The sequence below is a fragment of the Pseudomonas sp. B21128 genome, assembly GCF_044218865.1.
Taxonomy (GTDB): Bacteria; Pseudomonadota; Gammaproteobacteria; order Pseudomonadales; family Pseudomonadaceae; genus Aquipseudomonas; species Aquipseudomonas iridis.
Map to the genome: position 1 here is coordinate 1,068,903 of NZ_CP162590.1, position 25,160 is coordinate 1,094,062.

General features: G+C 58.2%; 27 protein-coding genes, 2 tRNA genes and 1 rRNA gene. 16 read left to right on the plus strand and 14 right to left on the minus strand.

Going from position 1 to position 25,160, the window contains the following annotated elements:
- Positions 1–203: 203 nt before the first annotated feature.
- The 6 genes from AB4P91_RS04565 to AB4P91_RS04590 all read right to left on the minus strand — a co-directional run bounded on the left by AB4P91_RS04565 (position 204) and on the right by AB4P91_RS04590 (position 5,086).
- A tRNA-Ala gene (locus tag AB4P91_RS04565) sits at positions 204–279 on the minus strand.
- A 10-nt stretch (positions 280–289) separates the two neighbouring features.
- Positions 290–366: transfer RNA gene (locus AB4P91_RS04570), tRNA-Ile, on the minus strand.
- A 123-nt stretch (positions 367–489) separates the two neighbouring features.
- Positions 490–2,026, minus strand: a 16S ribosomal RNA gene (locus tag AB4P91_RS04575).
- A 293-nt stretch (positions 2,027–2,319) separates the two neighbouring features.
- Positions 2,320–2,607 carry a hypothetical protein gene (locus AB4P91_RS04580; RefSeq protein WP_395604400.1) on the minus strand — a complete coding sequence of 96 codons (288 nt, stop codon included), beginning with the start codon at positions 2,605–2,607 and terminating at the stop codon, positions 2,320–2,322.
- A 63-nt stretch (positions 2,608–2,670) separates the two neighbouring features.
- Positions 2,671–3,891: a CaiB/BaiF CoA transferase family protein gene (locus AB4P91_RS04585; protein WP_395604401.1), complete on the minus strand. Its 1,221-nt coding sequence runs from the start codon at positions 3,889–3,891 to the stop codon at positions 2,671–2,673.
- 13 nt (positions 3,892–3,904) lie between these two features.
- A complete protein-coding gene (locus tag AB4P91_RS04590; protein WP_395604402.1) occupies positions 3,905–5,086 on the minus strand; it encodes an acyl-CoA dehydrogenase in 1,182 nt (393 codons plus the stop codon).
- 157 nt (positions 5,087–5,243) lie between these two features.
- Here AB4P91_RS04590 and AB4P91_RS04595 point away from each other — a divergent pair, with 157 nt between their 5' ends.
- From AB4P91_RS04595 to AB4P91_RS04640, 10 genes are all read left to right on the plus strand, one after another.
- Complete coding sequence (locus AB4P91_RS04595) at positions 5,244–6,143, plus strand: LysR family transcriptional regulator (protein ID WP_150688206.1); 900 nt, start codon at positions 5,244–5,246, stop codon at positions 6,141–6,143.
- Positions 6,144–6,577: 434 nt separating this feature from the next.
- Positions 6,578–7,699, plus strand: a complete 1,122-nt coding sequence (locus tag AB4P91_RS04600) for a Re/Si-specific NAD(P)(+) transhydrogenase subunit alpha (RefSeq protein WP_042557008.1) — start codon at positions 6,578–6,580, stop codon at positions 7,697–7,699.
- A gap of 15 nt (positions 7,700–7,714) precedes the next feature.
- Complete coding sequence (locus AB4P91_RS04605; RefSeq protein ID WP_003187417.1) at positions 7,715–8,035, plus strand: NAD(P) transhydrogenase subunit alpha; 321 nt, start codon at positions 7,715–7,717, stop codon at positions 8,033–8,035.
- The gene (locus AB4P91_RS04610; RefSeq protein ID WP_047299226.1) at positions 8,035–9,468 is read left to right on the plus strand and encodes an NAD(P)(+) transhydrogenase (Re/Si-specific) subunit beta; all 1,434 of its coding nucleotides are present in this window, start codon (positions 8,035–8,037) and stop codon (positions 9,466–9,468) included. The genes AB4P91_RS04605 and AB4P91_RS04610 overlap by 1 nt, the downstream gene beginning before the upstream one ends.
- A 214-nt stretch (positions 9,469–9,682) precedes the next feature.
- A complete protein-coding gene (locus AB4P91_RS04615; protein ID WP_395604403.1) occupies positions 9,683–11,176 on the plus strand; it encodes an acetyl-CoA hydrolase/transferase family protein in 1,494 nt (497 codons plus the stop codon).
- A gap of 321 nt (positions 11,177–11,497) precedes the next feature.
- Positions 11,498–11,713: a DUF1127 domain-containing protein gene (locus AB4P91_RS04620; RefSeq protein ID WP_009041553.1), complete on the plus strand. Its 216-nt coding sequence runs from the start codon at positions 11,498–11,500 to the stop codon at positions 11,711–11,713.
- 336 nt (positions 11,714–12,049) lie between these two features.
- A complete protein-coding gene (locus tag AB4P91_RS04625; protein ID WP_047299224.1) occupies positions 12,050–12,367 on the plus strand; it encodes a DUF2388 domain-containing protein in 318 nt (105 codons plus the stop codon).
- Between the two features lie 108 nt (positions 12,368–12,475).
- The gene (locus AB4P91_RS04630) at positions 12,476–12,784 is read left to right on the plus strand and encodes a DUF2388 domain-containing protein (RefSeq protein WP_395604404.1); all 309 of its coding nucleotides are present in this window, start codon (positions 12,476–12,478) and stop codon (positions 12,782–12,784) included.
- A 42-nt stretch (positions 12,785–12,826) separates the two neighbouring features.
- Entirely contained in the window at positions 12,827–13,147 is a 321-nt protein-coding gene (locus tag AB4P91_RS04635) for a DUF2388 domain-containing protein (protein WP_042557003.1), read from the plus strand.
- Positions 13,144–15,105, plus strand: coding sequence for a DUF4105 domain-containing protein (locus tag AB4P91_RS04640; protein ID WP_395604405.1), 1,962 nt, complete (start codon positions 13,144–13,146; stop codon positions 15,103–15,105). Before AB4P91_RS04635 ends, AB4P91_RS04640 begins: the two co-directional genes overlap by 4 nt.
- A gap of 141 nt (positions 15,106–15,246) precedes the next feature.
- On the opposite strand, the gene trpA is transcribed toward AB4P91_RS04640, so the two are convergent.
- A complete protein-coding gene (gene trpA / locus AB4P91_RS04645; protein ID WP_150593245.1) occupies positions 15,247–16,059 on the minus strand; it encodes a tryptophan synthase subunit alpha in 813 nt (270 codons plus the stop codon).
- On the minus strand, positions 16,059–17,291 hold the full coding sequence (gene trpB, locus AB4P91_RS04650; RefSeq protein WP_042557000.1) for a tryptophan synthase subunit beta: 1,233 nt from the start codon (positions 17,289–17,291) through the stop codon (positions 16,059–16,061). Before trpB ends, trpA begins: the two co-directional genes overlap by 1 nt.
- Before the next feature lie 120 nt (positions 17,292–17,411).
- Between trpB and AB4P91_RS04655 the strand changes: the two genes are divergently transcribed.
- Positions 17,412–18,329: a LysR family transcriptional regulator gene (locus AB4P91_RS04655; RefSeq protein WP_395604406.1), complete on the plus strand. Its 918-nt coding sequence runs from the start codon at positions 17,412–17,414 to the stop codon at positions 18,327–18,329.
- On the opposite strand, the gene AB4P91_RS04660 is transcribed toward AB4P91_RS04655, so the two are convergent.
- Complete coding sequence (locus AB4P91_RS04660; RefSeq protein WP_042556998.1) at positions 18,302–18,628, minus strand: YqjD family protein; 327 nt, start codon at positions 18,626–18,628, stop codon at positions 18,302–18,304. The genes AB4P91_RS04655 and AB4P91_RS04660 overlap by 28 nt on opposite strands.
- Before the next feature lie 157 nt (positions 18,629–18,785).
- Between AB4P91_RS04660 and AB4P91_RS04665 the strand changes: the two genes are divergently transcribed.
- Together AB4P91_RS04665 and AB4P91_RS04670 are read left to right on the plus strand one after the other, a co-directional pair.
- Complete coding sequence (locus tag AB4P91_RS04665) at positions 18,786–19,001, plus strand: dodecin (RefSeq protein ID WP_042556997.1); 216 nt, start codon at positions 18,786–18,788, stop codon at positions 18,999–19,001.
- A gap of 128 nt (positions 19,002–19,129) precedes the next feature.
- Positions 19,130–19,354, plus strand: coding sequence for a DUF1161 domain-containing protein (locus tag AB4P91_RS04670; RefSeq protein WP_150593247.1), 225 nt, complete (start codon positions 19,130–19,132; stop codon positions 19,352–19,354).
- 224 nt (positions 19,355–19,578) lie between these two features.
- On the opposite strand, the gene AB4P91_RS04675 is transcribed toward AB4P91_RS04670, so the two are convergent.
- Positions 19,579–20,580: an LLM class flavin-dependent oxidoreductase gene (locus AB4P91_RS04675; RefSeq protein ID WP_395604407.1), complete on the minus strand. Its 1,002-nt coding sequence runs from the start codon at positions 20,578–20,580 to the stop codon at positions 19,579–19,581.
- 240 nt (positions 20,581–20,820) lie between these two features.
- On the opposite strand from AB4P91_RS04675, the gene AB4P91_RS04680 reads away from it, so the two are divergent.
- Both AB4P91_RS04680 and AB4P91_RS04685 read left to right on the plus strand, forming a co-directional pair.
- Positions 20,821–21,252 carry an OsmC family protein gene (locus AB4P91_RS04680; protein WP_042556994.1) on the plus strand — a complete coding sequence of 144 codons (432 nt, stop codon included), beginning with the start codon at positions 20,821–20,823 and terminating at the stop codon, positions 21,250–21,252.
- 252 nt (positions 21,253–21,504) lie between these two features.
- The gene (locus tag AB4P91_RS04685) at positions 21,505–21,744 is read left to right on the plus strand and encodes a DUF1161 domain-containing protein (protein ID WP_150593249.1); all 240 of its coding nucleotides are present in this window, start codon (positions 21,505–21,507) and stop codon (positions 21,742–21,744) included.
- 6 nt (positions 21,745–21,750) lie between these two features.
- Here the strand turns inward: AB4P91_RS04685 and AB4P91_RS04690 are convergent, their stop codons facing one another.
- Together AB4P91_RS04690 and AB4P91_RS04695 are read right to left on the minus strand one after the other, a co-directional pair.
- Positions 21,751–22,170 carry a hypothetical protein gene (locus tag AB4P91_RS04690; RefSeq protein ID WP_150593250.1) on the minus strand — a complete coding sequence of 140 codons (420 nt, stop codon included), beginning with the start codon at positions 22,168–22,170 and terminating at the stop codon, positions 21,751–21,753.
- A gap of 40 nt (positions 22,171–22,210) precedes the next feature.
- Positions 22,211–22,633: a hypothetical protein gene (locus tag AB4P91_RS04695; RefSeq protein WP_150593251.1), complete on the minus strand. Its 423-nt coding sequence runs from the start codon at positions 22,631–22,633 to the stop codon at positions 22,211–22,213.
- Positions 22,634–22,692: 59 nt separating this feature from the next.
- Here AB4P91_RS04695 and AB4P91_RS04700 point away from each other — a divergent pair, with 59 nt between their 5' ends.
- Complete coding sequence (locus AB4P91_RS04700) at positions 22,693–23,784, plus strand: aminopeptidase (RefSeq protein WP_395604408.1); 1,092 nt, start codon at positions 22,693–22,695, stop codon at positions 23,782–23,784.
- A gap of 93 nt (positions 23,785–23,877) precedes the next feature.
- Here AB4P91_RS04700 and AB4P91_RS04705 read toward each other — a convergent pair whose 3' ends face one another.
- Both AB4P91_RS04705 and AB4P91_RS04710 read right to left on the minus strand, forming a co-directional pair.
- Positions 23,878–24,528, minus strand: a complete 651-nt coding sequence (locus tag AB4P91_RS04705) for an HAD family hydrolase (RefSeq protein WP_395604409.1) — start codon at positions 24,526–24,528, stop codon at positions 23,878–23,880.
- 29 nt (positions 24,529–24,557) lie between these two features.
- On the minus strand, positions 24,558–25,103 hold the full coding sequence (locus AB4P91_RS04710; RefSeq protein ID WP_042556988.1) for a gamma carbonic anhydrase family protein: 546 nt from the start codon (positions 25,101–25,103) through the stop codon (positions 24,558–24,560).
- Positions 25,104–25,160: the final 57 nt, after the last annotated feature.

Genomic DNA, 25,160 nt, shown 5'->3' on the forward strand with positions numbered 1-25,160 from the left:
CATTCGCCGAAAATTCGATAATACTCAATTCAGAGTAACTCACAAATTTTACCTTAGCCTGATCCGTTACCAGTGAAAGTAACGTTCAGTCTATCTTTCTATCACATACCCAAATTTTTAAAGAACGATCTAATCAAAAGACTAGAAATCAATATTCAGCGCGAATATTCATTTCTAAACTCTCAAACTTTCGAAGCAGTTTATGGTGGAGCCAAGCGGGATCGAACCGCTGACCTCCTGCGTGCAAGGCAGGCGCTCTCCCAGCTGAGCTATGGCCCCATAACAAAATTGGTGGGTCTGGGCAGATTCGAACTGCCGACCTCACCCTTATCAGGGGTGCGCTCTAACCAACTGAGCTACAGACCCAATTTCGAGCTTGTAACTGTTAGCTCAGAGCTATCAGCTTGGAGCTTAAAGCTGCTTCTATCGTCTTCTTCAATGAATCAAGCAATTCGTGTGGGAGCTCATGGAGCAGCTGATGTCGTCGATTAAGGAGGTGATCCAGCCGCAGGTTCCCCTACGGCTACCTTGTTACGACTTCACCCCAGTCATGAATCACACCGTGGTAACCGTCCTCCCGAAGGTTAGACTAGCTACTTCTGGTGCAACCCACTCCCATGGTGTGACGGGCGGTGTGTACAAGGCCCGGGAACGTATTCACCGTGACATTCTGATTCACGATTACTAGCGATTCCGACTTCACGCAGTCGAGTTGCAGACTGCGATCCGGACTACGATCGGTTTTATGGGATTAGCTCCACCTCGCGGCTTGGCAACCCTTTGTACCGACCATTGTAGCACGTGTGTAGCCCAGGCCGTAAGGGCCATGATGACTTGACGTCATCCCCACCTTCCTCCGGTTTGTCACCGGCAGTCTCCTTAGAGTGCCCACCATTACGTGCTGGTAACTAAGGACAAGGGTTGCGCTCGTTACGGGACTTAACCCAACATCTCACGACACGAGCTGACGACAGCCATGCAGCACCTGTCTCAATGTTCCCGAAGGCACCAATCCATCTCTGGAAAGTTCATTGGATGTCAAGGCCTGGTAAGGTTCTTCGCGTTGCTTCGAATTAAACCACATGCTCCACCGCTTGTGCGGGCCCCCGTCAATTCATTTGAGTTTTAACCTTGCGGCCGTACTCCCCAGGCGGTCAACTTAATGCGTTAGCTGCGCCACTAAGAGCTCAAGGCTCCCAACGGCTAGTTGACATCGTTTACGGCGTGGACTACCAGGGTATCTAATCCTGTTTGCTCCCCACGCTTTCGCACCTCAGTGTCAGTATCAGTCCAGGTGGTCGCCTTCGCCACTGGTGTTCCTTCCTATATCTACGCATTTCACCGCTACACAGGAAATTCCACCACCCTCTACCATACTCTAGCTTGTCAGTTTTGAATGCAGTTCCCAGGTTGAGCCCGGGGATTTCACATCCAACTTAACAAACCACCTACGCGCGCTTTACGCCCAGTAATTCCGATTAACGCTTGCACCCTCTGTATTACCGCGGCTGCTGGCACAGAGTTAGCCGGTGCTTATTCTGTCGGTAACGTCAAAACACTAACGTATTAGGTTAATGCCCTTCCTCCCAACTTAAAGTGCTTTACAATCCGAAGACCTTCTTCACACACGCGGCATGGCTGGATCAGGCTTTCGCCCATTGTCCAATATTCCCCACTGCTGCCTCCCGTAGGAGTCTGGACCGTGTCTCAGTTCCAGTGTGACTGATCATCCTCTCAGACCAGTTACGGATCGTCGCCTTGGTGAGCCATTACCTCACCAACTAGCTAATCCGACCTAGGCTCATCTGATAGCGCAAGGCCCGAAGGTCCCCTGCTTTCTCCCGTAGGACGTATGCGGTATTAGCGTTCCTTTCGAAACGTTGTCCCCCACTACCAGGCAGATTCCTAGGCATTACTCACCCGTCCGCCGCTGAATTCAGGAGCAAGCTCCTGTCATCCGCTCGACTTGCATGTGTTAGGCCTGCCGCCAGCGTTCAATCTGAGCCATGATCAAACTCTTCAGTTCAAACATCTTTGGGTTTTTAAGAAACCCTAAACTTGGCTCAGCAATCGTTGGTTACATCTTTGATTTCTCGCGGAGTAACTTGTGATGCTGATAATCTTGTTGACTATCAGTCTGACTCCACAAGCACCCACACGAATTGCTTGATTCAGTTGTTAAAGAGCGGTTGGTTAAGATCTTTCGTCTCAACCGAGGCGCGCATTCTACAGCAGCCTCATTTGCTGTCAAGTGATTATTTTCAGAAGTTTTCGAAGAATTCTTCAACAACTTCAACCACTTGCGCTTCCGATCTCTCGTTAGCGGGAGGCGAATTCTACAGCGTTACTCACTGCTGTCAACACCTCTTTTTCTCCGCTTTCGACCGAGAAGATCGAACCGTTAAAAGAGCCAAACATCACCGCTCTTTCAACTCCTTCCAGGCTTCGATGAACTAAAGCGACCCGCTCTCGAAACCTACTTAACTCATTGAATCTCAAGGAGTTTTCCGTTTCGACTGCGCCGGAAGTGGGGCGAATTATAGACGTCTGGAATCTGCCGTCAACCGCTAATTTCGCTTTTCTTTCAATTACTTGCAGATCGATCAAGAAACGACCAAATCCCACCCTATATATAGAGGGGAACGCTACGCCTTCTATATAGAAGGAGCTTCAGAGCACTCCATCCTCTCTCAGCGCCGCCACCGCTCCCGCCCCCAGACCCAAGACTCGCTGCAACACCTCCAACGTATGCTCACCCAGCAAAGGAGGCGCAAGGCGATACTCGACAGGGGTTTGCGACATTCGAATAGGACTCGCCACCTGGGGCACCATCCCCGCCAACGCATGGGGCAACTCTATTGCCAACCCGCGAGCCTTCACCTGCGGATCCTCAAACACCTGCGACAGATCATTGATCGGCCCACACGGCACGCCTGCCATCTCCAACTGGGCTACCCATTCAGCCGTGGTCTTGAAGACGGTCGCCTGACGAATCAGTGGAATCAGGACCGCACGATTCGCCACCCGCAGCTTATTAGTAGTGAAGCGCGGATCATCAGCCCACTGCGGTTGACCCGCCACTTCAGCAAACTTGCGGAACTGCCCGTCATTGCCCACGGTAAGGATGAAATCGCCATCTGCCGTAGGAAAGTCCTGATAAGGCACGATGTTCGGATGCGCATTGCCCAGGCGCTTGGGTGCATTGCCTGTGGTCAGGTAGTTCATCGCCTGATTAGCCAGGCAGGCTACCTGCACATCAAGCAACGCCATATCAATGTGCTGACCACCACCGTCGTGATCACGATGAGCCAGCGCCGCCAATATCGCCACGGTCGAATACAGCCCGGTCAGGATATCCGTCAGCGCCACACCAACCTTCACCGGCCCGGCACCTTCATCCCCTTCGGGCCGACCGGTCAGACTCATCAGCCCACCCAGCCCCTGGATCATGAAGTCGTAACCGGCACGCTTGGCATAGGGCCCGGTCTGACCGAAGCCAGTGATCGAGCAGTAGATCAGATCCGGATTGATTGCCTTCAGCGACTCATAGTCCAACCCATAAGCCGCCAGACCACCCACCTTGAAGTTCTCAATGAGGATGTCCGACTTGGCAGCGAGCTCGCGAACCAGCTTTTGGCCCTCGGGACGCGTGAAGTCGATGGTCACCGATTGCTTGTTGCGATTGGCCGACAGGTAGTAAGCCGCCTCCGACGTGTTCTCACCATAAGCGTCTTTAAGGAAGGGCGGCCCCCAGGCGCGAGTATCGTCACCATTGCCCGGGCGCTCGACCTTGATCACTTCGGCGCCAAGGTCGGCAAGGATCTGCCCGGCCCAAGGCCCGGCCAACACTCGCGATAAATCCAGTACCCGCAGATGCGACAGCGCGCCCATGGTCGCTCTCCTATTAATAGAACGCCTGCAGACCGGTTTGCGCGCGACCGAGGATCAGCGCGTGGACGTCGTGTGTACCTTCATAGGTATTCACCACTTCCAGGTTGACCAGGTGACGGGCCACGCCGAACTCGTCGGAGATACCGTTGCCGCCCAGCATGTCGCGAGCCATGCGGGCGATATCCAGCGACTTGCCGCACGAGTTGCGCTTCATGATCGAAGTGATTTCGACCGCAGCCGTGCCTTCATCCTTCATGCGACCCAGACGCAGGCAACCTTGCAGGGCCATAGTGATCTCGGTCTGCATGTCCGCCAGTTTTTTCTGAATCAGCTGAGTAGCGGCCAATGGACGGCCGAACTGCATGCGGTCCAGCGTGTATTGGCGAGCGGTGTGCCAGCAGAACTCGGCAGCGCCCAGCGCACCCCAAGAAATGCCGTAGCGTGCGGAGTTGAGGCAGGTGAACGGACCTTTGAGACCACGCACGTCAGGGAAGATGTTCTCTTCCGGCACGAATACGTTGTCCATGACGATCTCACCGGTGATCGATGCGCGCAGACCGACTTTGCCGTGAATCGCCGGAGCGCTCAGGCCTTTCCAGCCTTTCTCCAGCACGAAGCCACGGATGTCGCCGGCATCGTCCTTGGCCCAAACCACAAACACATCGGCAATCGGGCTGTTGGTAATCCACGTCTTCGCGCCGGCCAGGCTGTAGCCTCCGTCGACTTTGCGTGCACGAGTAATCATCGCGCCAGGGTCGGAACCGTGGTTTGGCTCGGTCAGACCGAAGCAGCCGATCCATTCGCCGGAAGCCAGTTTCGGCAGGTATTTCTGTTTCTGCGCTTCGGTGCCGAATTCGTTGATCGGCACCATGACCAGCGAGGACTGCACGCTCATCATCGAGCGATAGCCGGAGTCGACACGCTCCACTTCACGGGCAATCAGGCCGTAGCTGACATAGTTGAGGCCACTGCCACCGTACTGCTCAGGAATGGTCGCGCCTAACAGGCCGACTTCACCCATTTCGCGGAAGATTGCCGGATCGGTCTTCTCATGGCGGAAAGCTTCGAGGACACGCGGCGCGAGCTTCTGCTGAGCGAACTGCTCGGCAGTGTCGCGGATCATGCGCTCTTCTTCGGTGAGCTGTTGATCCAGCAGCAGGGGATCGATCCAGTTGAAGCTAGCTTTACCGCCCATGAGTGTGCCCTCGTAAATCGGTGAATTAACGTGGCATTGATCCTAGGCGCGGTTCGCGGTCGCGGCAAACGAGGATTTCGCATTCTGTTGTGCTAATTTCTCACTCCGAAACAACGCCCATAGCCTTTTAAGCAACGTATTAGTGAGGTTGAAGTACATGCGCAGGAAGATCCCCAGCACAACCGCTCTGATCAGTTTTGAGGCTGCCGCTCGACACGAGAGTTTTACCAAGGCTGCCGAAGAACTTTCCATCACCCAAGGCGCCATTTGCCGACAGATCGCCAGCCTTGAGGAGTTCCTCAGCGTGGAACTGTTCCGACGCTCGCGACGCGGGGTAAAGCTGACCGAAGCAGGACTTTCCTACAGCCGTCGGGTGGCCACCCAACTCGATGCAGTCGAGCGCGACACGCTGTCGGTGATGGGCCAGCAAGGCGCCAATGTGATCGAACTGGCGGTGGTGCCGACCTTCGGCACGCAATGGCTGCTGCCACGCTTGAAAGATTTCCAGCTCAAGCATCCGGAAGTCACCGTCAACCTGACTAACCGCACGCGGCCATTCCTGTTCGCCGACACCGACTTCGATGCCGCCATCTACTTCGGCGATGCCGATTGGTCCGGTACCGAGTCCCACAGACTGATGGGCGAAAATCCGATGCCCGTGTGCAGCCCCGCCCTACTCGGCAGCAAGACAAGGCTGACAGCGCAGGAGGTTGCCGAGCTGCCGCTCTTGCAGCAGACCACCCGCCCCTATGCTTGGCGCCAGTGGTTCAACTCGCAACATCTGAATATCCCCCGCGACATGACAGGGCCGCGCTATGAACTATTCTCCATGCTGGCGCAGGCAGCCATGCACGACATGGGCATTGCGCTGATCCCGCCGTTCCTGATTCAGCGCGAATTGGCCGAGAAGCGCCTGGTGATTGCCAACCCCCAGGCACTGTCCAGCATCAAGGCGTATTACCTGATGATTCCCGAGCGAAAGGTCGAATCGGCGTCCCTGAAGGCATTTCGCGACTGGTTGGTGAACCAGGCGCATAGCTACAGCCTAGAAGGGTAGCGACTCACAGCGTTGACTGACCTCGTAGTCAGAAAAATCAAAGCACTACAGATATAAGTATTTGTCGCATTTTCAATGACTGTATCCGAAAGTCGTACAGACGTCCCACAAGCGCCTGCTGGCGTGGCTTTGAGCCTTCATTCGCGACTCATTACGGTCCATTCACGTCACCGATGAGATAAATCTTCAAATTCGTCCAGAATCCTTGTAAGGCGCGGCCTGCAAGGGATTGAGCCAGTCACGTGCGACATTCGGTCACGGCATGACTTGTAGTTAATTTTCCGTCACCCGTCATAATCCCTTGAAGGGCATAAAGTTCGCCTGCAAAATGCCGCGCCCCGCCCTGATTTAGCGGGATCGTGCTGATCGGCCGCCCCAGTCGCACCATCCGAAGTGCCTGGGTTTACTCAATAAGATCACGCAGGAGATTTGACGTGCACATTGGTGTTCCTCTCGAAACCCAGACCGGTGAAACACGGGTTGCTGCAACCCCGGAAACCATTAAAAAGCTGATCAGCCAAGGTCATAAGGTCACTGTGCAAACCGGCGCCGGCGTTAAAGCCAGCGTTGTCGACAGTGCTTATGAAGCGGCAGGCGCAACCATTGGCAGTGCCAATGATGCGTTTGGCGCCGAGCTGATTCTCAAAGTGGTCGCCCCAAGCGATGCCGAACTGACGCTGATCAAGCGCGGTGCGGTGCTGGTTGGCATGCTCAACCCGTTCAACAACGACACCATCGCCAAAATGGCCGAGTGCGGGATTACCGCATTCGCCCTGGAAGCAGCGCCGCGCACGTCGCGGGCGCAAAGTCTCGATGTGTTGTCGTCACAGGCGAACATTGCCGGCTATAAGGCTGTGTTGCTGGCCGCTCACTACTATCCGCGCTTCATGCCGATGCTGATGACCGCTGCGGGCACTGTGAAAGCGGCGCGCGTGCTGATTCTCGGCGCAGGCGTGGCCGGGTTGCAGGCGATTGCTACGGCGAAACGTCTGGGTGCAGTCATCGAAGCGTCCGACGTGCGTCCGGCGGTGAAGGAACAGATCGAATCCCTCGGCGCCAAATTCGTCGACGTGCCTTACGAGACCGATGAAGAGCGCGAATGCGCCGTCGGTGTCGGCGGTTACGCGCGGCCGATGCCGGCGAGCTGGATGCAGCGTCAGGCCCAGGCCGTGCATGAACGCGCTAAGCAGGCTGACATCGTCATCACTACCGCGCTGATCCCGGGCCGCAAGGCACCGACGCTGTTGAGTGCGGACACCGTGGCGCAAATGAAACCGGGCTCGGTGGTCATTGACCTCGCAGCTGCGCAGGGCGGTAACTGCCCGTTGACCGTGGCCGACCAGGTCGTGATCGAGAACGGCGTGACTATCGCCGGCCCGACCAATCTGGCCGGTGAAGTCGCCGCAGACGCTTCGGCGCTGTATGCCCGCAACCTGCTGGACTTCCTGAAGCTGGTCTTCACTAAAGAAGGCCAGTTCGACGTCAACCTCGAAGACGACATCGTCGCCGCGTGCCTGATGTGCCGCGACGGCCAAGTCATCCGCAAAAACGCCTAAGCAGGGATTCAGACGATGGAAGAGCTTATCTCCCCCGGTATCTACAACCTGATCATCTTCGTGCTGGCGATTTATGTCGGTTATCACGTGGTCTGGAACGTTACACCTGCACTGCACACGCCGTTGATGGCGGTGACCAACGCCATCTCGGCGATCGTGATCGTCGGCGCGATGCTGGCCGCTGCCCTGACGGTCACCCCGCTGGGCAAGACCATGGGCACCCTCGCCGTGGCGCTGGCCGCAGTCAATGTGTTCGGTGGCTTCCTGGTCACCCGCCGCATGCTTGAGATGTTCAAGAAGAAAGCCCCGAAAGTAAAAGAAGAGGCGCCGAAGTAATGAGCATGAATCTCGTCACGACGCTTTATCTGATCGCGTCGATCTGTTTCATCCAGGCCCTCAAAGGCTTGTCGCACCCAACCACGTCACGCCGCGGCAATCTGTTCGGCATGCTCGGCATGGGTCTGGCGATCATCACTACTGTAGGCCTCATCTATAAGCTCGGCGCTGAGCTGGCCACTGCTGGTATCGGTTATGTGATCGTCGGCCTGCTGGTCGGCGGTACCGCCGGTTCGATCATGGCCAAGCGTGTTGAAATGACCAAAATGCCGGAACTGGTCGCCTTCATGCACAGCATGATCGGCCTGGCAGCGGTGTTCATCGCCATTGCTGCCGTGGTTGAGCCGCAGTCGCTGGGCATCGTCAAGCAACTGGGCGACGCGATCCCGGCGGGTAACCGTCTGGAACTGTTCCTCGGCGCGGCGATTGGTGCCATCACCTTCTCCGGTTCGGTGATCGCCTTCGGCAAGCTCTCGGGCAAGTACAAGTTCCGTCTGTTTCAAGGCGCACCGGTACAGTTCAGCGGTCAGCACAAGCTCAACGCGGTGCTGGGTCTGGCGACACTGGCACTCGGTTTGACCTTTATGTTCACCGGCAACCTCACCGCGTTTGCGCTGATGCTGGCGCTGGCGTTCGTGATGGGCGTGCTGATCATCATCCCGATCGGCGGTGCCGACATGCCGGTGGTGGTGTCGATGCTCAACAGCTATTCGGGCTGGGCGGCAGCGGGTATCGGTTTCTCGCTGAACAACTCGATGCTGATCATTGCCGGCTCGCTCGTCGGTTCGAGCGGGGCGATCCTCTCGTACATCATGTGCAAGGCGATGAACCGTTCCTTCTTCAACGTATTGCTCGGTGGTTTCGGCAATACGGTTGACGCTGGCCCGGCCGGTGCAAAAGAAGCACGTCCGGTGAAATCCGGCTCGGCTGACGACGCGACGTTCCTGTTGACCAACGCCGACACCGTGATCATCGTTCCGGGCTACGGCCTGGCGGTAGCCCGTGCGCAGCATGCACTGAAAGAGCTGACCGAGAAGCTGACCCACCGTGGCGTGACCGTGAAATACGCGATCCACCCAGTGGCCGGGCGGATGCCGGGGCACATGAACGTACTGCTGGCCGAAGCCGAAGTGCCGTACGACCAAGTGTTCGAGATGGAAGACATCAACTCCGAGTTCGGTCAGGCCGATGTGGTGCTGGTGCTCGGCGCGAACGACGTGGTCAACCCGGCCGCCAAGAACGATCCGAAATCGCCGATTGCCGGTATGCCGATTCTCGAAGCGTTCAAGGCCAAGACCATCATCGTCAACAAGCGCTCGATGGCCAGCGGCTATGCCGGTCTGGACAACGAACTGTTCTACCTGGACAAGACCATGATGGTGTTCGGTGACGCGAAGAAAGTCATCGAAGACATGGTTAAAGCCGTCGAGTAACTTTCGCCTGCTGCACCAAACGCCCCGACCTGTCGGGGCGTTTTTGTTTGCGCAAACAGTCGGACAATATGCCGCGTTGTTGCAGATCCGGTAACGATGTTTTACTTGAAACCCGCGCAATAGACGCCTCTTTTGCGACCTTGGTAGCGGGACAGGCATCAGCCAAATTCACTAGACTGCGCATCCTGCTACTCGCTGCCCGAGATAAAAATACATGTACCGTGACCGTATTCGCCTGCCTTCGTTGTTGGACAAAGTGATGAGCGCCGCCGACGCTGCTGCTCTGATTGAGGACGGCATGACCGTCGGCATGAGCGGCTTCACCCGCGCCGGCGAAGCCAAGGCCGTCCCTCATGCACTGGCCGAGCGGGCCAAGGTCACGCCGCTGAAGATCAGCCTGATGACGGGCGCCAGCCTGGGCAATGACCTCGACAAGCGACTGACCGAAGCCGGCGTGCTGTCGCGGCGCATGCCGTTCCAGGTCGACAGCACCTTGCGCAAGGCGATCAACGCCGGGCAAGTGATGTTCATTGACCAGCATCTGTCGGAAACCGTCGAGCAACTGCGCAACCAGCAACTGAAGCTCCCGGACATCGCGGTCATCGAAGCCGTGGCCATCACCGAGCAGGGCCATATTGTGCCGACCACTTCGGTGGGCAACTCGGCGAGCTTCGCGATTTTCGCCAAACAGGTGATCGTCGAGATCAATCTGGCGCATAACGCCAACCTCGAAGGTCTGCACGACATCTATATCCCGACGTATCGTCCGACGCGTACGCCGATTCCGCTGGTGAAGGTCGACGACCGCATCGGTAGCACCGCGATCCCGATTCCACCGGAGAAGATCGTCGCCATCGTCATCACCCAGCAACCGGACTCACCGTCCACCGTTTCGTCGCCGGATGTCGACACCAACGCCATCGCCGATCACCTGATCACTTTCTTCAAGCAGGAAGTCGACGCCGGGCGCATGACCAACAAGCTCGGCCCGCTGCAGGCCGGGATTGGCAACATCGCCAACGCGGTGATGTGCGGCCTGATCGACTCGCCGTTTGAAGACCTGACCATGTACTCCGAAGTGCTGCAGGACTCGACGTTCGACCTGATCGATGCCGGCAAGCTCAGCTTCGCTTCGGGCAGCTCGATCACGCTGTCGGAGCGGCGCAACAGCGACGTGTTCGGCAACCTGGAGAAGTACAAGGACAAACTGGTGCTGCGTCCACAGGAAATCTCCAACCACCCGGAAGTCGTGCGGCGCCTGGGGATTATCGGCATCAACACGGCGCTGGAGTTCGACATCTACGGCAACGTCAACTCTACCCACGTCTGCGGCACGCGGATGATGAACGGCATCGGCGGCTCCGGCGATTTCGCGCGCAACGCGCATCTGGCGGTGTTCGTGACGAAGTCGATTGCCAAGGGCGGCGCGATTTCCAGCGTCGTGCCGATGGTCAGCCACGTTGACCATACCGAACATGATGTCGACATTCTGGTAACCGAAGTAGGCCTGGCGGATCTGCGAGGCCTGGCGCCTCGCGAGCGGGCCCGGATGATCATCGACAATTGTGTGCACCCGGACTTTCGCCAGGCGCTGGATGACTATTTCACCGCCGCCTGCGCAATTGGTGGTCACACCCCACACATCCTGCGTGAAGCGTTGAGCTGGCACATCAATCTGGAAGAAACCGGGCGGATGCTGGCCGTGTAATTCACACAGATGTTCCGTCGACGCAAACACAGTTTGCGTCGGCGGTATTCAGAAATCCTCGATACCGTCAAAAACTGTACTGCTGTACCGGTCTTTTCCTACAGCAAATACTCACACTTTCTGGCGAAACCGGCAAAAACGCACCACTTAAGTGCGGACAGGTACAGTTTGCCTAATTTCGACCCGTACACCATGATTAAACAGTTAACTGGTCACTCACAATACAGCTGAACTGTATCTAGTGAGACTAGGCAAACGAGAGGATCATGGGAACCAGTCAAACCACTACCTGATCCCGCCACAAGCGGAAGGATGTCAACCATGGAACGTACACTCAGTTCCGAACTGTTCTTCGAAGACAAAGCTGCAAAAACCCAGGCTTCCATGCCTTTGCGCGTTCTCGCCAACCTGATGTTGTGGCAGCGCCGCATCTCCAGCCGCCACCAATTGGCCCGTCTGGATTCGCGTCTGCTGGCTGACGCCGGTATCAGCGAAGCACAACGCTACGAAGAGCTGAGCAAGCCGTTCTGGCGCTAAACAGCGTCGCTGGCTCTGGTCGTTAGACCCACCGCCAGCAACCCGAATTGAATACAACAAAACCCGTCGTGGGAAACCACGACGGGTTTTGTCGTTCTGGTGGCATCAAAACCGCAGAGCAGACGCTTCGAGATCAAAACAAGTACAGTTTTTGATTTATGGATTTTCGTAGGTACAGTTAAAAGTGTTCCGCAGGAGCCAGTATTCTGACCACTGGGCGAATTGCGCGTACCAGCCTAATATCCATTCAGTACGTGGCGAATGCTGTGCCGATGGCGTCTGACTCCTCAGATACCGAGCCACCTCTCTATACGGTTTATCCACAGGAGTTATCCCATGACCCGTCTTCGCATGCTCAGCGCCGCTGCCCTGTTGGCCGTAGCTGCCAACGCCAGCGCTACCAGCTTCATCGTGACCACCGACTCGATTGTCGGCGCCCTGAAAGCCTCCTCCGACGCGACTTCTGACGTCACCTCTTCCTTCCGTGACGACAAGATCGTGCTCGCTGCCCGTGACGACGCAGCCAGCTTCGTCGCCAGCCAAGGCGACATCCGAGGCGTGAAACTGGAAAGCGCGCTGGATCACATCCGTCATCAGGCGCCACAATTGCAAGCCACCGACGCTCAGCTGGCCCAGGCCATTCTGACTATCTAAAGCAGTCGCGGCATGGCGGGGCACGCCGGTCGTGTCCCGATATTTCGGCGCTGGCTCTAGCCCGGGCGTTGCGCTAGCCTTACGGCTCGCCAACAGTTGCCGAGTCCCATGCCTTTTATTCAAAAAATCCTGATCCCTTGCGTATTGTTAACTGCTTGCTGGACGACCTCGGCTAACGCCTTCGACGTCTCCACGCAAAACGCCGTGGTGAGCGTCTGGGCGACCGGCATGGTGTCTTCCGCGCCGTTCGACCGTAAACTGCTGCTCGTCGCTCACGATGATGCGGCGGTATTTGTTGCCAGCGACGGTGAATTACGCGGCGCTCAACTGGAATCCGCACTGCACTACCTGCGTAAAACCCGGCCGAAACTTCATGCCAGCGACCTTGAACTGGCAGAGGCAATTCTCGTCCAATAGTTAACCCAGTCCCTTGTTAACTTTGCCCTTCGGAGTCGTTCCATGCGTAGCCCGCTGATTGCTGCCGCCCTTGGCCTGTTTTTGTTGGCCGACCTGGCCCAGGCGCACACCCTGGTAGCCACCAGTAACATCATCGTTCGTGCCTCCCAGCGCACCATCGATTTCACGTCCGATACCACCACGTCGATTCGCGACTCGAAAATCATCCGCGAAGCCCACGACGACGCCGCCAGCTTTGTCGCCAGCAACGGTGATATCCGTGGCGCACACCTGGAAGCCGCCCTCAACACCTTGCGCACACGCGTGCCGGAAGCTCGCGACGCCAGCGATCAGGTTCTCGCCGAAGCCATCCTCGCACTGTGAAGTCACTTGGCGCCTGGCTATTGGCCGGGGCGTTGTTGCTGCTTGGCAACAGCGCCCACGCCGGCCTGCAATTGCGGCTCAAGACCGACGGTCTGAGCCCCGCCCAGCAACAGGCCAGCCAGGCGCTGATCGATGAAGCCATGCAGGCGTTGCCGCCGAGTTTTGTCGAACGGCTGGATCGGCGCATCGATGTCGGCTGGACCGATGACATGCCCGGCAATGCCTATGGCCAGGCAACCCTGGTCGCCGAACTCGATCTGAACCGCAAATTGCTCGCCAGTCTCACCGACGGCAGCGCGGCCAAAGAGAAGACCCATCGCCCCCACGGCACTGTGCGCCAGGAACTGCTCGCCACGGTGCTGCACGAAATTACCCACATTTATGACCGCGCACGCCTCTGGCCAAACGCAGAACGCACGCTGATCCAGCGCTGCACCCGGCGCTTCAACAGTGCCGGGCTGATCGGCATTCCCGATGAGTGCCGTGGCCAGAACGGGCGCCGTTTCACCCTGAGTGATGACCCGCGATTGCTCGACCTCGCCGGCTGGCCGCAATACGTCGGCCGTCGCGGCGAGCGCGAGCAACACAACCGACAGATTGCCCGCAGCCCCGACCTGTACGAAATTTCCAGCCCCAAGGAGTTCGTCGCGGTCAACATGGAGTACTTCCTGCTCGACCCGAGCTACGCGTGCCGCCGCCCGGCGCTGTATCGCTACTACAAGGATCACTTCGGCTGGGCGCCACCGGCCCCGAATTCCTGCGCCAAGACCTTTGCGTTTCTGAACGCCGGCAACGACTTCGCCAAGCAACCATTGGGGCAAGTCGATCCGGAACGTGTCTACGCCGTCGATTACTTACTGGCCGAAGCCAATCAGAACTGGGTCAGCCGCTGGGGTCACAGCATGTTGCGTCTGGTGATCTGTGCACCGGGTCGCCCGCGCGGCCCGGATTGCCGGCTCGATCTGGATCAACATCTGGTGCTGTCCTACCGCGCCTTTGTGGGTGACGTGCAGCTGTCGAGTTGGGACGGACTGGTCGGCAAATACCCGTCGCGGCTGTTCGTCCTGCCGTTGGCGCAGGTGATCGACGAGTACACCAAGACCGAACTGCGCAGCCTCGCCTCGGTACCGCTGAATCTGTCGCGCAGCGAGATCGAAGGCGTGGTCGAACATGCCGCCGAGATGCATTGGAGCTATGACGGCAACTATTTCTTCCTGTCTAACAACTGCGCGGTGGAAGGCTTGAAACTGTTGCGCAGCGGCAGCAACAACGCGCAACTCACCGGCCTCGACAGCATCATGCCCAACGGTCTGCTGGAAGTGCTCAAGGGCCGCGGTCTGGCCGATACGAGCGTGCTGGATGATCCGAAAGAAGCGCTGCGTCTGGGCTATCGCTTCGACTCGTTCCGCGATCGCTACCAGGCGATGTTCGATGTGCTGAAGAAGCAACTGCCGATCAAACAGAACACTGTCGAGGAGTGGCTTTCGCTGTCGGCTGAAGAACGCCGCGAATGGTTCGATCGCGCCGACCTGCGCACCAGCGCCGCGCTGTTGCTGCTGGAGCAGGCCAGTTTCCGGCGCCAGTTGTTGCTCGCGCAGGACGAGGTCAAACAGCGTTACCTCGGTGCACGAGAACTGGAAAATGGCGGAATGGACAAGGCCAATGCGACCTTGCAGGAAATCCTCGCCAACAGTGGGTTCCTCAGTCGTCCAGCGGAACTGCTGGATTCGAAAGGCTACGGTTTGCCGCAACCCAGCGAGTTCAGCCGACTGGAAGCGGAAAGCAGCCAGCGGCAGAAGAAGCTGCTGTTACTCAGCGGCGATCTGGACAAGGAAGTGCGTAAGTTGCTGGAACCCAAGCGCGCCGCCGAAATTGCCGCCAGTGAGGCCAACGTGAAACAGATCGGCGAGCACTTGCGCAAATTGCACAAGGCGTCCGGCGGGCTGGAGCTGCCGTAAAGGCAAAAGATCGCAGCCCCCGGCAATTCCTACAGAAGTCACATGTAGGCGCTGCCGCGGGCTGCGATCTTTGACTGACTAACGATTAATCCGGAACCTCGGTGCCCAAGCACTCATTCCTGTGAATCAGGAACTCTACCTTTAGCTGGCGCGAGCCTTCCGCACGCCCTCTGCCAGTGCCGAGCACAGGCTCAATACACCGTCGATGGCCTGATCCGGCGTCTGGGCATTGGCGATGTGATCGATCAACGCCGAACCCACCACAACCCCGTCAGCCAGACGCGCAATCGCGGCGGCCTGCTCTGGCGTGCGGATACCGAAACCAATGCTGATCGGCAGATCGGTGTGGCGGCGCAGACGAGTGACCGCCTCTTCGACGTGCTCCAGCGTCGCGGCGCCGGCACCGGTGACACCGGCAACAGACACGTAGTACACAAAACCGGAACTGCCGTTGAGAACCTTCGGCAAACGCGCGTCGTCGGTGGTCGGCGTAGTCAGACGGATGAAATCCAGACCGGCAGCCTGCGCCGGGTCGCACAGTTCTTCGTTGTGCTCCGGCGGCATGTCGACAACGATCAGGCCGTCGACGCCGGCCTCTTTGGCCTGCGCAATGAAATGCTCGACACCAAACTTGTGGATCGGGTTGTAGTAGCCCATCAGCACCAGCGGTGTGTCGCTGTTGTCTTCGCGGAACTCGCGAACCATTTGCAGGGTTTTCAGCAGGTTCTGCTTGGCGCCCAAGGCGCGGATGTTCGCCAGTTGAATCGCCGGGCCGTCAGCCATCGGATCGGTGAACGGCATGCCCAACTCAATCACGTCGGCGCCGGCCTTCGGCAAGCCTTTGAGGATCGCCAGCGAAGTGTCGTAATCCGGATCACCGGCGGTGACGAAGGTCACCAGCGCGGCGCGATTCTGTTGTTTGAGTTCGGCAAAACGGGTTTGCAGGCGGCTCATCAGTGTTTCTCCTGCTTGGACTGTTCCATATGATGCATAACGGTCTGCATGTCTTTGTCGCCACGGCCCGAAAGGTTGATCACCATCAGGTGATCCTTGGGCAGGGTCGGTGCGCGTTTGAATACTTCGGCCAGCGCGTGGGCGCTTTCCAGGGCAGGAATAATCCCTTCCAGGCGGCAGCATTTGTGGAATGCGTCGAGGGCTTCGTCGTCGGTCACCGAGGTGTACTGGACGCGGCCGATGTCATGCAACCAGGCGTGTTCGGGACCGATACCCGGGTAATCGAGGCCGGCGGAAATCGAGTGAGCGTCGATGATCTGGCCGTCATCGTCCTGCAACAGGAAAGTACGGTTGCCGTGCAACACACCCGGTACGCCGCCATTCAGGCTGGCCGCGTGCTTGCCGGTTTCAATGCCGTAGCCGGCCGCCTCAACACCGATAATCTCAACGCTTTTGTCATCAAGGAACGGGTGGAACAGGCCCATGGCGTTGGAGCCGCCGCCGATGCACGCGACCAGGCTGTCCGGCAGACGACCTTCCTGCGCTTGCAGTTGGTCACGGGTTTCCTTGCCGATCACGGCCTGGAAGTCGCGAACCATCGCTGGATACGGGTGCGGGCCAGCCACGGTGCCGATCAGGTAGAAGGTGCTGTCGACATTGGTCACCCAGTCACGCAGCGCTTCGTTCATCGCATCTTTCAGGGTGCCAGTGCCGGCCACTACCGGGATCACTTCGGCGCCCAGCAACTTCATGCGAAACACGTTGGCCTGTTGGCGTTCGATGTCGGTGGTGCCCATGTAGATCACGCAGTCCAGACCGAAACGTGCGGCCACGGTGGCAGTCGCCACGCCGTGCATGCCAGCGCCCGTCTCGGCGATGATGCGTTTTTTGCCCATGCGCCGCGCCAGCAGAATCTGGCCGATGCAGTTATTGATCTTGTGCGCGCCGGTGTGGTTCAGCTCTTCGCGCTTGAGGTAGATCTTGGCGCCACCACAGAACTCGGTCAGACGCTCTGCGTAATACAGCGGGCTCGGACGTCCGACGTAGTCGCGCTGGAAGTAGGCCAATTCTTCTTTAAAGGCAGGGTCTTCCTTGGCTGTCTCGTATTCGCGGGCCAGCTCGAGGATCAACGGCATCAGGGTTTCAGCCACATAGCGGCCACCGAACGAGCCAAACAGGCCGTTGGCGTCAGGGCCATTACGCAGATCGGAAGTGTTCGAAGTCTGGGTCATGTTTTGCTCCAGGAGAATCGGAAATGACGTAAGAAGACAATGACGCCCACTCTACCCCTGACCTTCTATGCTGAAAACCGATAAGATCGCCGCAACCTGTCAGGAAAACTCACATATACCATGAGCCACGACCTTCCCCCGCTCAACGCTTTGCGCGCCTTCGAAGCCACTGCCAGGCTGAACAGCGTCAGCCAAGCCGCCGAACAACTGCACGTGACCCATGGCGCGGTCAGCCGCCAGCTCAAGGTGCTCGAAGAACACCTTGGCGTCAGCCTGTTCGTCAAGGATGGGCGCGGCTTGAAACTCACAGATGCCGGTGTGCGTTTACGCGATGCCAGCGGCGAGGCGTTTGATCGCTTGCGCAGTGTTTGTGCCGAGCTGACGCAACGTACAGCCGATGCGCCGTTCGTGCTCGGCTGCTCGGGAAGCTTGCTGGCGCGTTGGTTCATCCCGCGACTGGGAAGACTGAATGCCGATCTGCCGGATTTGCGCCTGCATTTGTCGGCGGGTGAAGGCGATCTCGACCCGAGGCGACCGGGACTGGACGCGTTACTGCTGTTCGCAGAACCACCCTGGCCTGCAGACATGCAGGTCTATGAACTGGCCGCAGAACGCATCGGCCCCGTCATGAGCCCGTTGTTCAACGGATATCAACGCCTGCAAACGGCGCCCGCCTCCGCGCTGCTCGACGAACCCTTGCTGCACACGACATCGCGGCCGCAAGCCTGGCCGAGCTGGGCACAGCAAAATCACCTCGACGCCAAGGCGTTGAAGCTCGGGCAAGGTTTTGAGCATTTGTATTATTTGCTGGAAGCCGCAGTGGCGGGCCTTGGCGTGGCTATCGCGCCGGAGCCGCTGGTCACCGAAGACTTGAAGGCCGGGCGCCTGGTTGCGCCGTGGGGCTTCTGCGAAACCCCGGCGCAACTGGCGTTGTGGCTACCCAAGCGCGCCGCGGATGGGCGCGCTCGGCAACTGGCGCAATGGCTCAAACAAGAGCTGCGCCAGCCGGATCACTCGCCGCGCTTGAACAGCAAGTAAGCGGCCAGCAGACCCAAAGCACCCACCGCAACACCGGCGGTGGTCCATGGATGTTCCTGCGCGTAATCGCGGGTGGCGATCCCGGTCTCGCGGGTCTTCACTTTGACTTCTTCGTAGGCATCGCTAAGCAGGTGACGCGAATGTTTCAGCGCACTTTCGGCATTGCTTTTCAGCGCCTTGAGGGTCTTGCGCGACTCGTCGGAAGCGTCGTCCTTCAGGCCTTCCAACGACTTGAGCAGACTCTCGATCTCCGCTTCCATGCTTTGCAATGAGGCTTTACGTAAAGAGGTGTTGGCCATGGTGGCTCTCCTGCATTGGTGATGAGTGGCGTGTGTTGGTTGGGACTTCAGCGGATTGAGAAAGTGCAGAAATTCTGAACTTCGCTTGCGCAACGGCGCCGAAATCAACAGTGCAAATTCACTGCTAGTCTCAATTCCACATCCCAAGGAGATCACCATGACTGACCACCACACGTACAAGAAAGTCGAACTGGTCGGCTCGTCCCCAACCAGCATCGAAGACGCCATCAACAACGCGTTGGCAGAAGCCAACAAAAGCATCAAGCATCTGGAGTGGTTTGAAGTGACCGAGACGCGCGGCCACATCAAGGACGGTAAAGCTGCGCACTTTCAGGTGACACTGAAAGTCGGGTTCCGCATCGCCAGTAGCTGAGTTTGGTCTACGCTTCTGAACTTGCGCGCTGGCCGAGTGCCATAGGAATGGCAAAGCGCTACAAGGTGGGCACATCGGGTGAATAACCCGTTGCCCGCCTCTTTTAATCCGACCAGGGAGTGCGACCGATGAAGAAGTTCATGTTGGCAGTAGGTTTGTTGAGCCTTGCGGGTGGTGCATTTGCAGCCGGCAAGCCTTGTGAAGATCTGAAGGCAGAGATTGCGGCGAAACTGGATGCCAAGGGCGTTTCCGGGTATTCGCTGGAGATCGTCGACAAGGGTGCCGCGGCTGGCGGCGATGTCGTCGGCAGCTGTGAAGGTGGCACCAAGGACATTGTCTACAAACGCGGTTGATTGCGCCTGAAATGCAAAGGCCGACGCGAATGCGTCGGCTTTTTTGTGTCTGCAGGGTACGGCTTGATGAATGGCTGGGCCCCGATCCAGCCCCTCACCCAAGGGAGAGGGGGCGGATTTGCGCGAGATTCAAGGGCTGGACTCGACTCGGTTTCTCAAGTCGATGTCCATCGCCCGAGCGCCTCGGTCAGTCCCCGCTCCCTCCGGGGGCGGGTTAGGGCTCTCTAGCCCTTCATCACCTGCGCCAGCAACTCGTATGAACGCACGCGATCGGCATGTTCATACAAGTCAGAGGTAAAGATCAGCTCATCAGCCTCGGTTTGCTCAATCAGCACCTGCAGTTTCGCGCGGATTTTCGCCGGGCTGCCGACCATTGCCAGCCCCAGGAAATCTCCCACCGCTTCACGTTCATGGGGCAGCCACAGGCCATCCATGGTTTTTACCGGTGGGCGCTGCACCAGGCTTTGCCCACGCATCAACGCGAGGATTCGCTGGTACACCGAAGTCGCCAGGTAATCGGCTTGTTCATCAGTGTCCGCCGCCACCAGCGGCACACCGAGCATCACGTACGGCTTGTCGAGCACCGCCGACGGCTTGAAGTGACTGCGGTAGACGCGGATGGCCTCGTGCATGAAGCGCGGAGCGAAATGCGAGGCGAAGGCGTAGGGCAAACCGCGCTCGCCGGCCAGTTGCGCACTGAACAGGCTGGAACCGAGCAGCCAGATCGGCACATTGGTGCCGGTGCCGGGCATCGCGATCACCCGTTGATCCGGGGTGCGCGGGCCGAGATAACGCACCAGTTCGGCAACATCTTCCGGGAAGTCGTCAGCACTGCCGGAACGCTCACGGCGAAGCGCGCGGGCAGTCATTTGATCGGAACCCGGCGCCCGGCCCAAACCGAGGTCGATCCGACCCGGATACAGGCTTTCCAGCGTGCCGAACTGTTCGGCGATCACCAGGGGCGCATGGTTAGGCAGCATTACCCCGCCAGAGCCGACGCGGATGGTCGAGGTACCGCCCGCCAGATAACCGAGCAGCACCGAGGTGGCGGAACTGGCGATGCCGTCCATGTTGTGGTGTTCAGCCACCCAGAACCGCGTGTAACCGAATTTCTCGGCGTGCTGCGCCAGGTCCAGCGAATTGCGCAGCGACTGCGCCGGGCTGCCGTTCTCGCGCACGGGCACCAGATCGAGGGTGGAAAATTTTACGTCGGACAGTTGCTTCATAAACCTGCGTCTCCGAGTGAGGAGGCAGGTTCTTCTCGCAAACGAAAACCTGCCGAATCCATAAGCGTGTTCTATGCAATGAGGGCATATACCCGAGTTTCAATAGGAGGAAGAAAAATCCTACTAAAAAAGTCAACGATTCAGATAGGCTGAACTTTGTCCCGACGTCTATCCTCAGAAGCCTTGCAAGCAAAAACCACGAAGGCGCGGCGTCCCGCGCCAGATCTTGAGGAGGCAGACATGGCTATCGTGAAGAAAGCATCCGCACATTGGGAAGGTGATCTGAAAACCGGCATCGGCTCGATTTCCACCGAAACCGGCGTCCTCAGAGAAGCACCCTACGGCTTCAAGGCGCGCTTCGAGGGCGGCAAAGGCACCAACCCGGAAGAACTGATCGGCGCGGCGCATGCCGGCTGTTTCTCCATGGCGTTTTCGATGATTCTCGGCGATGCCGGCCTCAAGGCCGACAGCATCGACACCCAGGCTGAAGTCACGCTTGATCAGGTTGAGGGCGGTTTTGCGATCTCTGCGGTGAAGCTGATTCTCAAGGCGAAAATCCCGGGCGCGACCCAAGAGCAGTTTGAAGAGCTCAGCAACAAAGCCAAAGAAGGATGCCCGGTGTCCAAGGTGTTGAATGCGAAGATTACCCTTGAGGCTTCGCTGGTCAGCTGATGTTCCAAGGCTGATTCTGGCGTTGGCAGTGCCAACGCCTTCGCGAGCAAGCTCGTTCCCACAGGTTATTTGAACGCCACAAAACCCTGTGGGAGCGAGCTTGCTCGCGAAGGCGATCTGGAAAACAGCACAGAGGCAAAGGCTGATCAAAGTTTGTGAGCGAAGTCAGAACTCGCGTTTCAAAAATGTGGTCGTATACGTGACAGCAGCTTCAGCGCACGCCCGTGCGCGCTGCCTCAAGGAGCTTCACTCATGAAACGTATTGGCTTGGCGATTCTCTGCAGTGCACTGGCCACCTCCGCTTTTGCCGCACCTAAAGACTGCGAAGAACTCCGCAAAGAGATCGAAATCAAGATTCAGGCTAAAGCGGTGCCGTCCTACACGCTGGAAATCGTCAGCAAGGAAGAGGGCGACAAGCACGACATTGCCATGGTCGTTGGCTCGTGTGAAAACGGCACCAAATCGATCGTCTATCAGAAGAACAACGACTGAAGTCGCTCAAGGTACGCAATTAATCTGCCGTTCCTTGGCAACGATCTGCCCCTGGCGATTGATCAACCGGGCGCTTGGCGTGAAGGCCAGCGACCGTGCCTCCAGCCGATAACGTTGCCCGGCCTCGAAATCATCGTAACGCACGGTCATGTAACAGAGCCGCTCCTGCGGATCGGTGTCCATACCCTGACCGCCGCCAAACACCTCGAAATCAAAACGCACCCTCAGTTCGTGACTCCCCGGCGTGACCTGGAAAAAACGTCCGTCGGTCATCCTTTGCTTGTCCACTCGATCGGCCATTAACACCTTGCCACCAGGAGTGGGCATGGCAAAGTCGACCCAGGCCATGGTGGGATCGACCGCCGGCATCGGGCTCTGGCAGCCGGCAACCACACTTGCTGCAAGCAACAGCGTCAACCTGCGCATGATCAATGTCCTTTGGATGAGACCGCCAGAATAGCGCCGATCAGGTTTTCTGACAGCCCGCCGGCGTACCCTGTCCGACGACTTTGCGCTGCTCGTCATAGAGTTTCGCCCACGGGCGGAAACCGATACTGCCGGCCTGCAACTGATAACGCTGACCGGCGTTGAAGTCCTTGAATTTCACGCTCAACTGGCAATCACGCCAGAGCGGCTCGGCGTCCGGACCGATATTGGTCGCCTCGACCGGGAATTGATAACGCACCTTCAGTTCATGACTGCCGGGCTGCACCTCGAAATAACGTTTGTCGACAGCAGCCTTGCTATCGACTTGCAGCGCCTGTAGCGCCGTGTCCTGCTGCCGGGCATCGAGATCGATCCAGGCTTGCGAAGGGTCCGGATCGGGCATTCCGAATCCGGCACAACCGGCCAGCGTCAGCAGGCCTCCTGTCAGCATCAACATGCGCATAGCGAAGCTCCAATGGGCGGGATAGTCTTGCGGGCAGACTTTCCAGAGGGTTTCTTATTTTGATCAGGCCGCTTCCAAGCCATCGGTTACTTGATCGCGTTTTTCGGATTTTGTTTCCGGGTGTGATGCTTTTGTTGCTCAACGGTTGTGCGAGCGTCAGCTATTACAGCCAGCTGGCCAGCGGTCAGTGGCAATTGCTGCAGGCCCGCGAACCGGTCGCCAACGTGATTGCCGACCCGAGCCGCGATGCGAAATTACGCACACACCTGGCCCAGTCGCAGCAGGCCCGGGCTTTTGCCAGCGAGCACCTGCATCTGCCGGACAACCAGAGTTATCGCCTGTACGCCGACATTGGCCGGCCTTTCGTGGTGTGGAATGTGTTCGCTACCACAGAGTTTTCCCTGACCCCGCAAAACCACTGTTTCCCGATTGCCGGGTGCGTGGCCTATCGCGGTTATTACAGCCAGAGCGCCGCGCGGGGTGAAGCTGCGATTCAGCGCTTGCAGGGCATGGACGTGTCGATTGGTGGTGTCGAGGCCTATTCGACGCTGGGCTGGTTCAACGACCCGATCCTCAATTCGATGATGGGCTGGGGCGACGAACGCCTGGCCACGCTGATCTTCCATGAACTGGCGCATCAGCAGTTCTATGTGAAGGACGACACCGAGTTCAACGAGTCGTTTGCCACGTTTGTCGAGCAGGAAGGTACTCGGCAATGGCGGGCGTTTCGCGGATTGCCGGCGGATACCCACTCCCGACTCAAGCAGCGTGATCAGTTCATTGCGTTGGTACTTGCTACGCGCTCGCGGCTGGAGACGTTGTATGCACAGCCGCTGCCCGTCGAGCAGATGCGCGAGCGCAAAGCAGCCGAGTTCGAGCAGTTTCGCCGGGATTACCGGGTGATGCGGGACAGTCAGTGGGCCGGGGACAAGCGTTATGACGCCTGGGTGAATACGCCGCTCAACAATGCGCGGCTGCTGCCCTTCGGGCTATATGACCAATGGGTGCCGGCGTTAGCGGCGTTGTTCAGCCAGGTTGGGGGGGATTGGCTGAGGTTTTATGTTGAGGTGCGAAGGTTGGGTGGTCTGCCGGTGGAGGAGCGAAAGGCAGCATTGAAAGCCTTGGCAGACTCGCAGATTTCGGGCGGCTGAAAGGCCTCTTCGCGAGCAAGCTCGCTCCCACAGGAGGTTTGTATCGTATGCAAGTCTAATGTGGGAGCGAGCTTGCTCGCGAAGGCAATCAGATCAGCGCTGCAAAAATGCCTGATGCAACTCGGCCAGCGTTTCAAAGTGATAAGCCGGCGCCTCGGCATTCAACTCTTCAAAGCTGCCAAAGCCATAACCCACCGCCGCCGCGTCCAGACCATTGCTGCGCGCGCCAATCAGGTCGTGCTTGCGATCGCCGATCATCAAGGTGTTCGCCGGGTCCAGCCTTTCTTCCGCGAGCAGGTGCGCAATCAGCTCAACCTTGTTGGTCCGCGTGCCATCCAGCTCACTGCCGTAGATCACCTTGAAGTGCCGGGCAAAGTCGAAGTGCCGGGCAATCTCGCGGGCGAAAACCCAGGGTTTGGACGTCGCGATGTAGAGCTGCCGACCTTGGCCACTGAGGGTTTCCAGCAGCGGCGTGACGCCCTCGAACACGCGGTTTTCATACAGACCGGTGACCTTGAAGCGCTCGCGATAGAAATTCACCGCCTCCCACGCCTTCGCTTCATCAAAGTCGTAAAACTGCATGAATGCCTGCAACAGCGGCGGGCCGATGAAGTGCTCAAGCTTGGTCAGGTCTGGCTCATCAATGCCAAGTTTGCTCAGCGCGAACTGGATGGAACGGGTGATGCCCTCACGCGGATCGGTCAGGGTGCCATCGAGGTCGAACAGTACGGTCTGGTAATGCATGAATATTCCTGAGCAGTCGCGAATTCGATTCAGAGTGTGTCGTAGCCTTCGGCCAGGTGCAGGTCCTTGAGCTTCACGTAGTTCGCCGCGCTGTAGGTGAAGAAGGCGTTTTCCTTGTCGGTCAGCGCCCGGACCTGTTTCACCGGGCTTCCCACGTAAAGGAAGCCGCTGTGCAGACGCTTACCCGGCGGCACCAGGCTGCCAGCGCCGATGATCACGTCGTCTTCGACCACCGCGCCGTCCATGACGATGCTGCCCATGCCGATCAGCACGCGGCTGCCGACGGTGCAGCCATGCAGCATGACTTTATGGGCGATGGTCACATCATCGCCGATCAACAACGGGAAGCCATCGGGGTTGAACGGGCCGGCGTGGGTAATGTGCAACACGCAGCCATCCTGCACGCTGGTGCGGGCACCGATGCGGATGCGGTGCATGTCGCCGCGGATCACGGTCAGCGGCCAGACGGAGCTGTCTTCGCCGATTTCGACGTCGCCGATCACCACCGCGGAGCCGTCGACAAAGGCGCCTTTGCTCAACTGCGGGGTATGGTTCTGGTATTTGCGAAGGGACACGATTAGTTCTCTCTCTGTCGCCGATAGCTGCGGTGAGTGTCGATTGTAATTAAGATG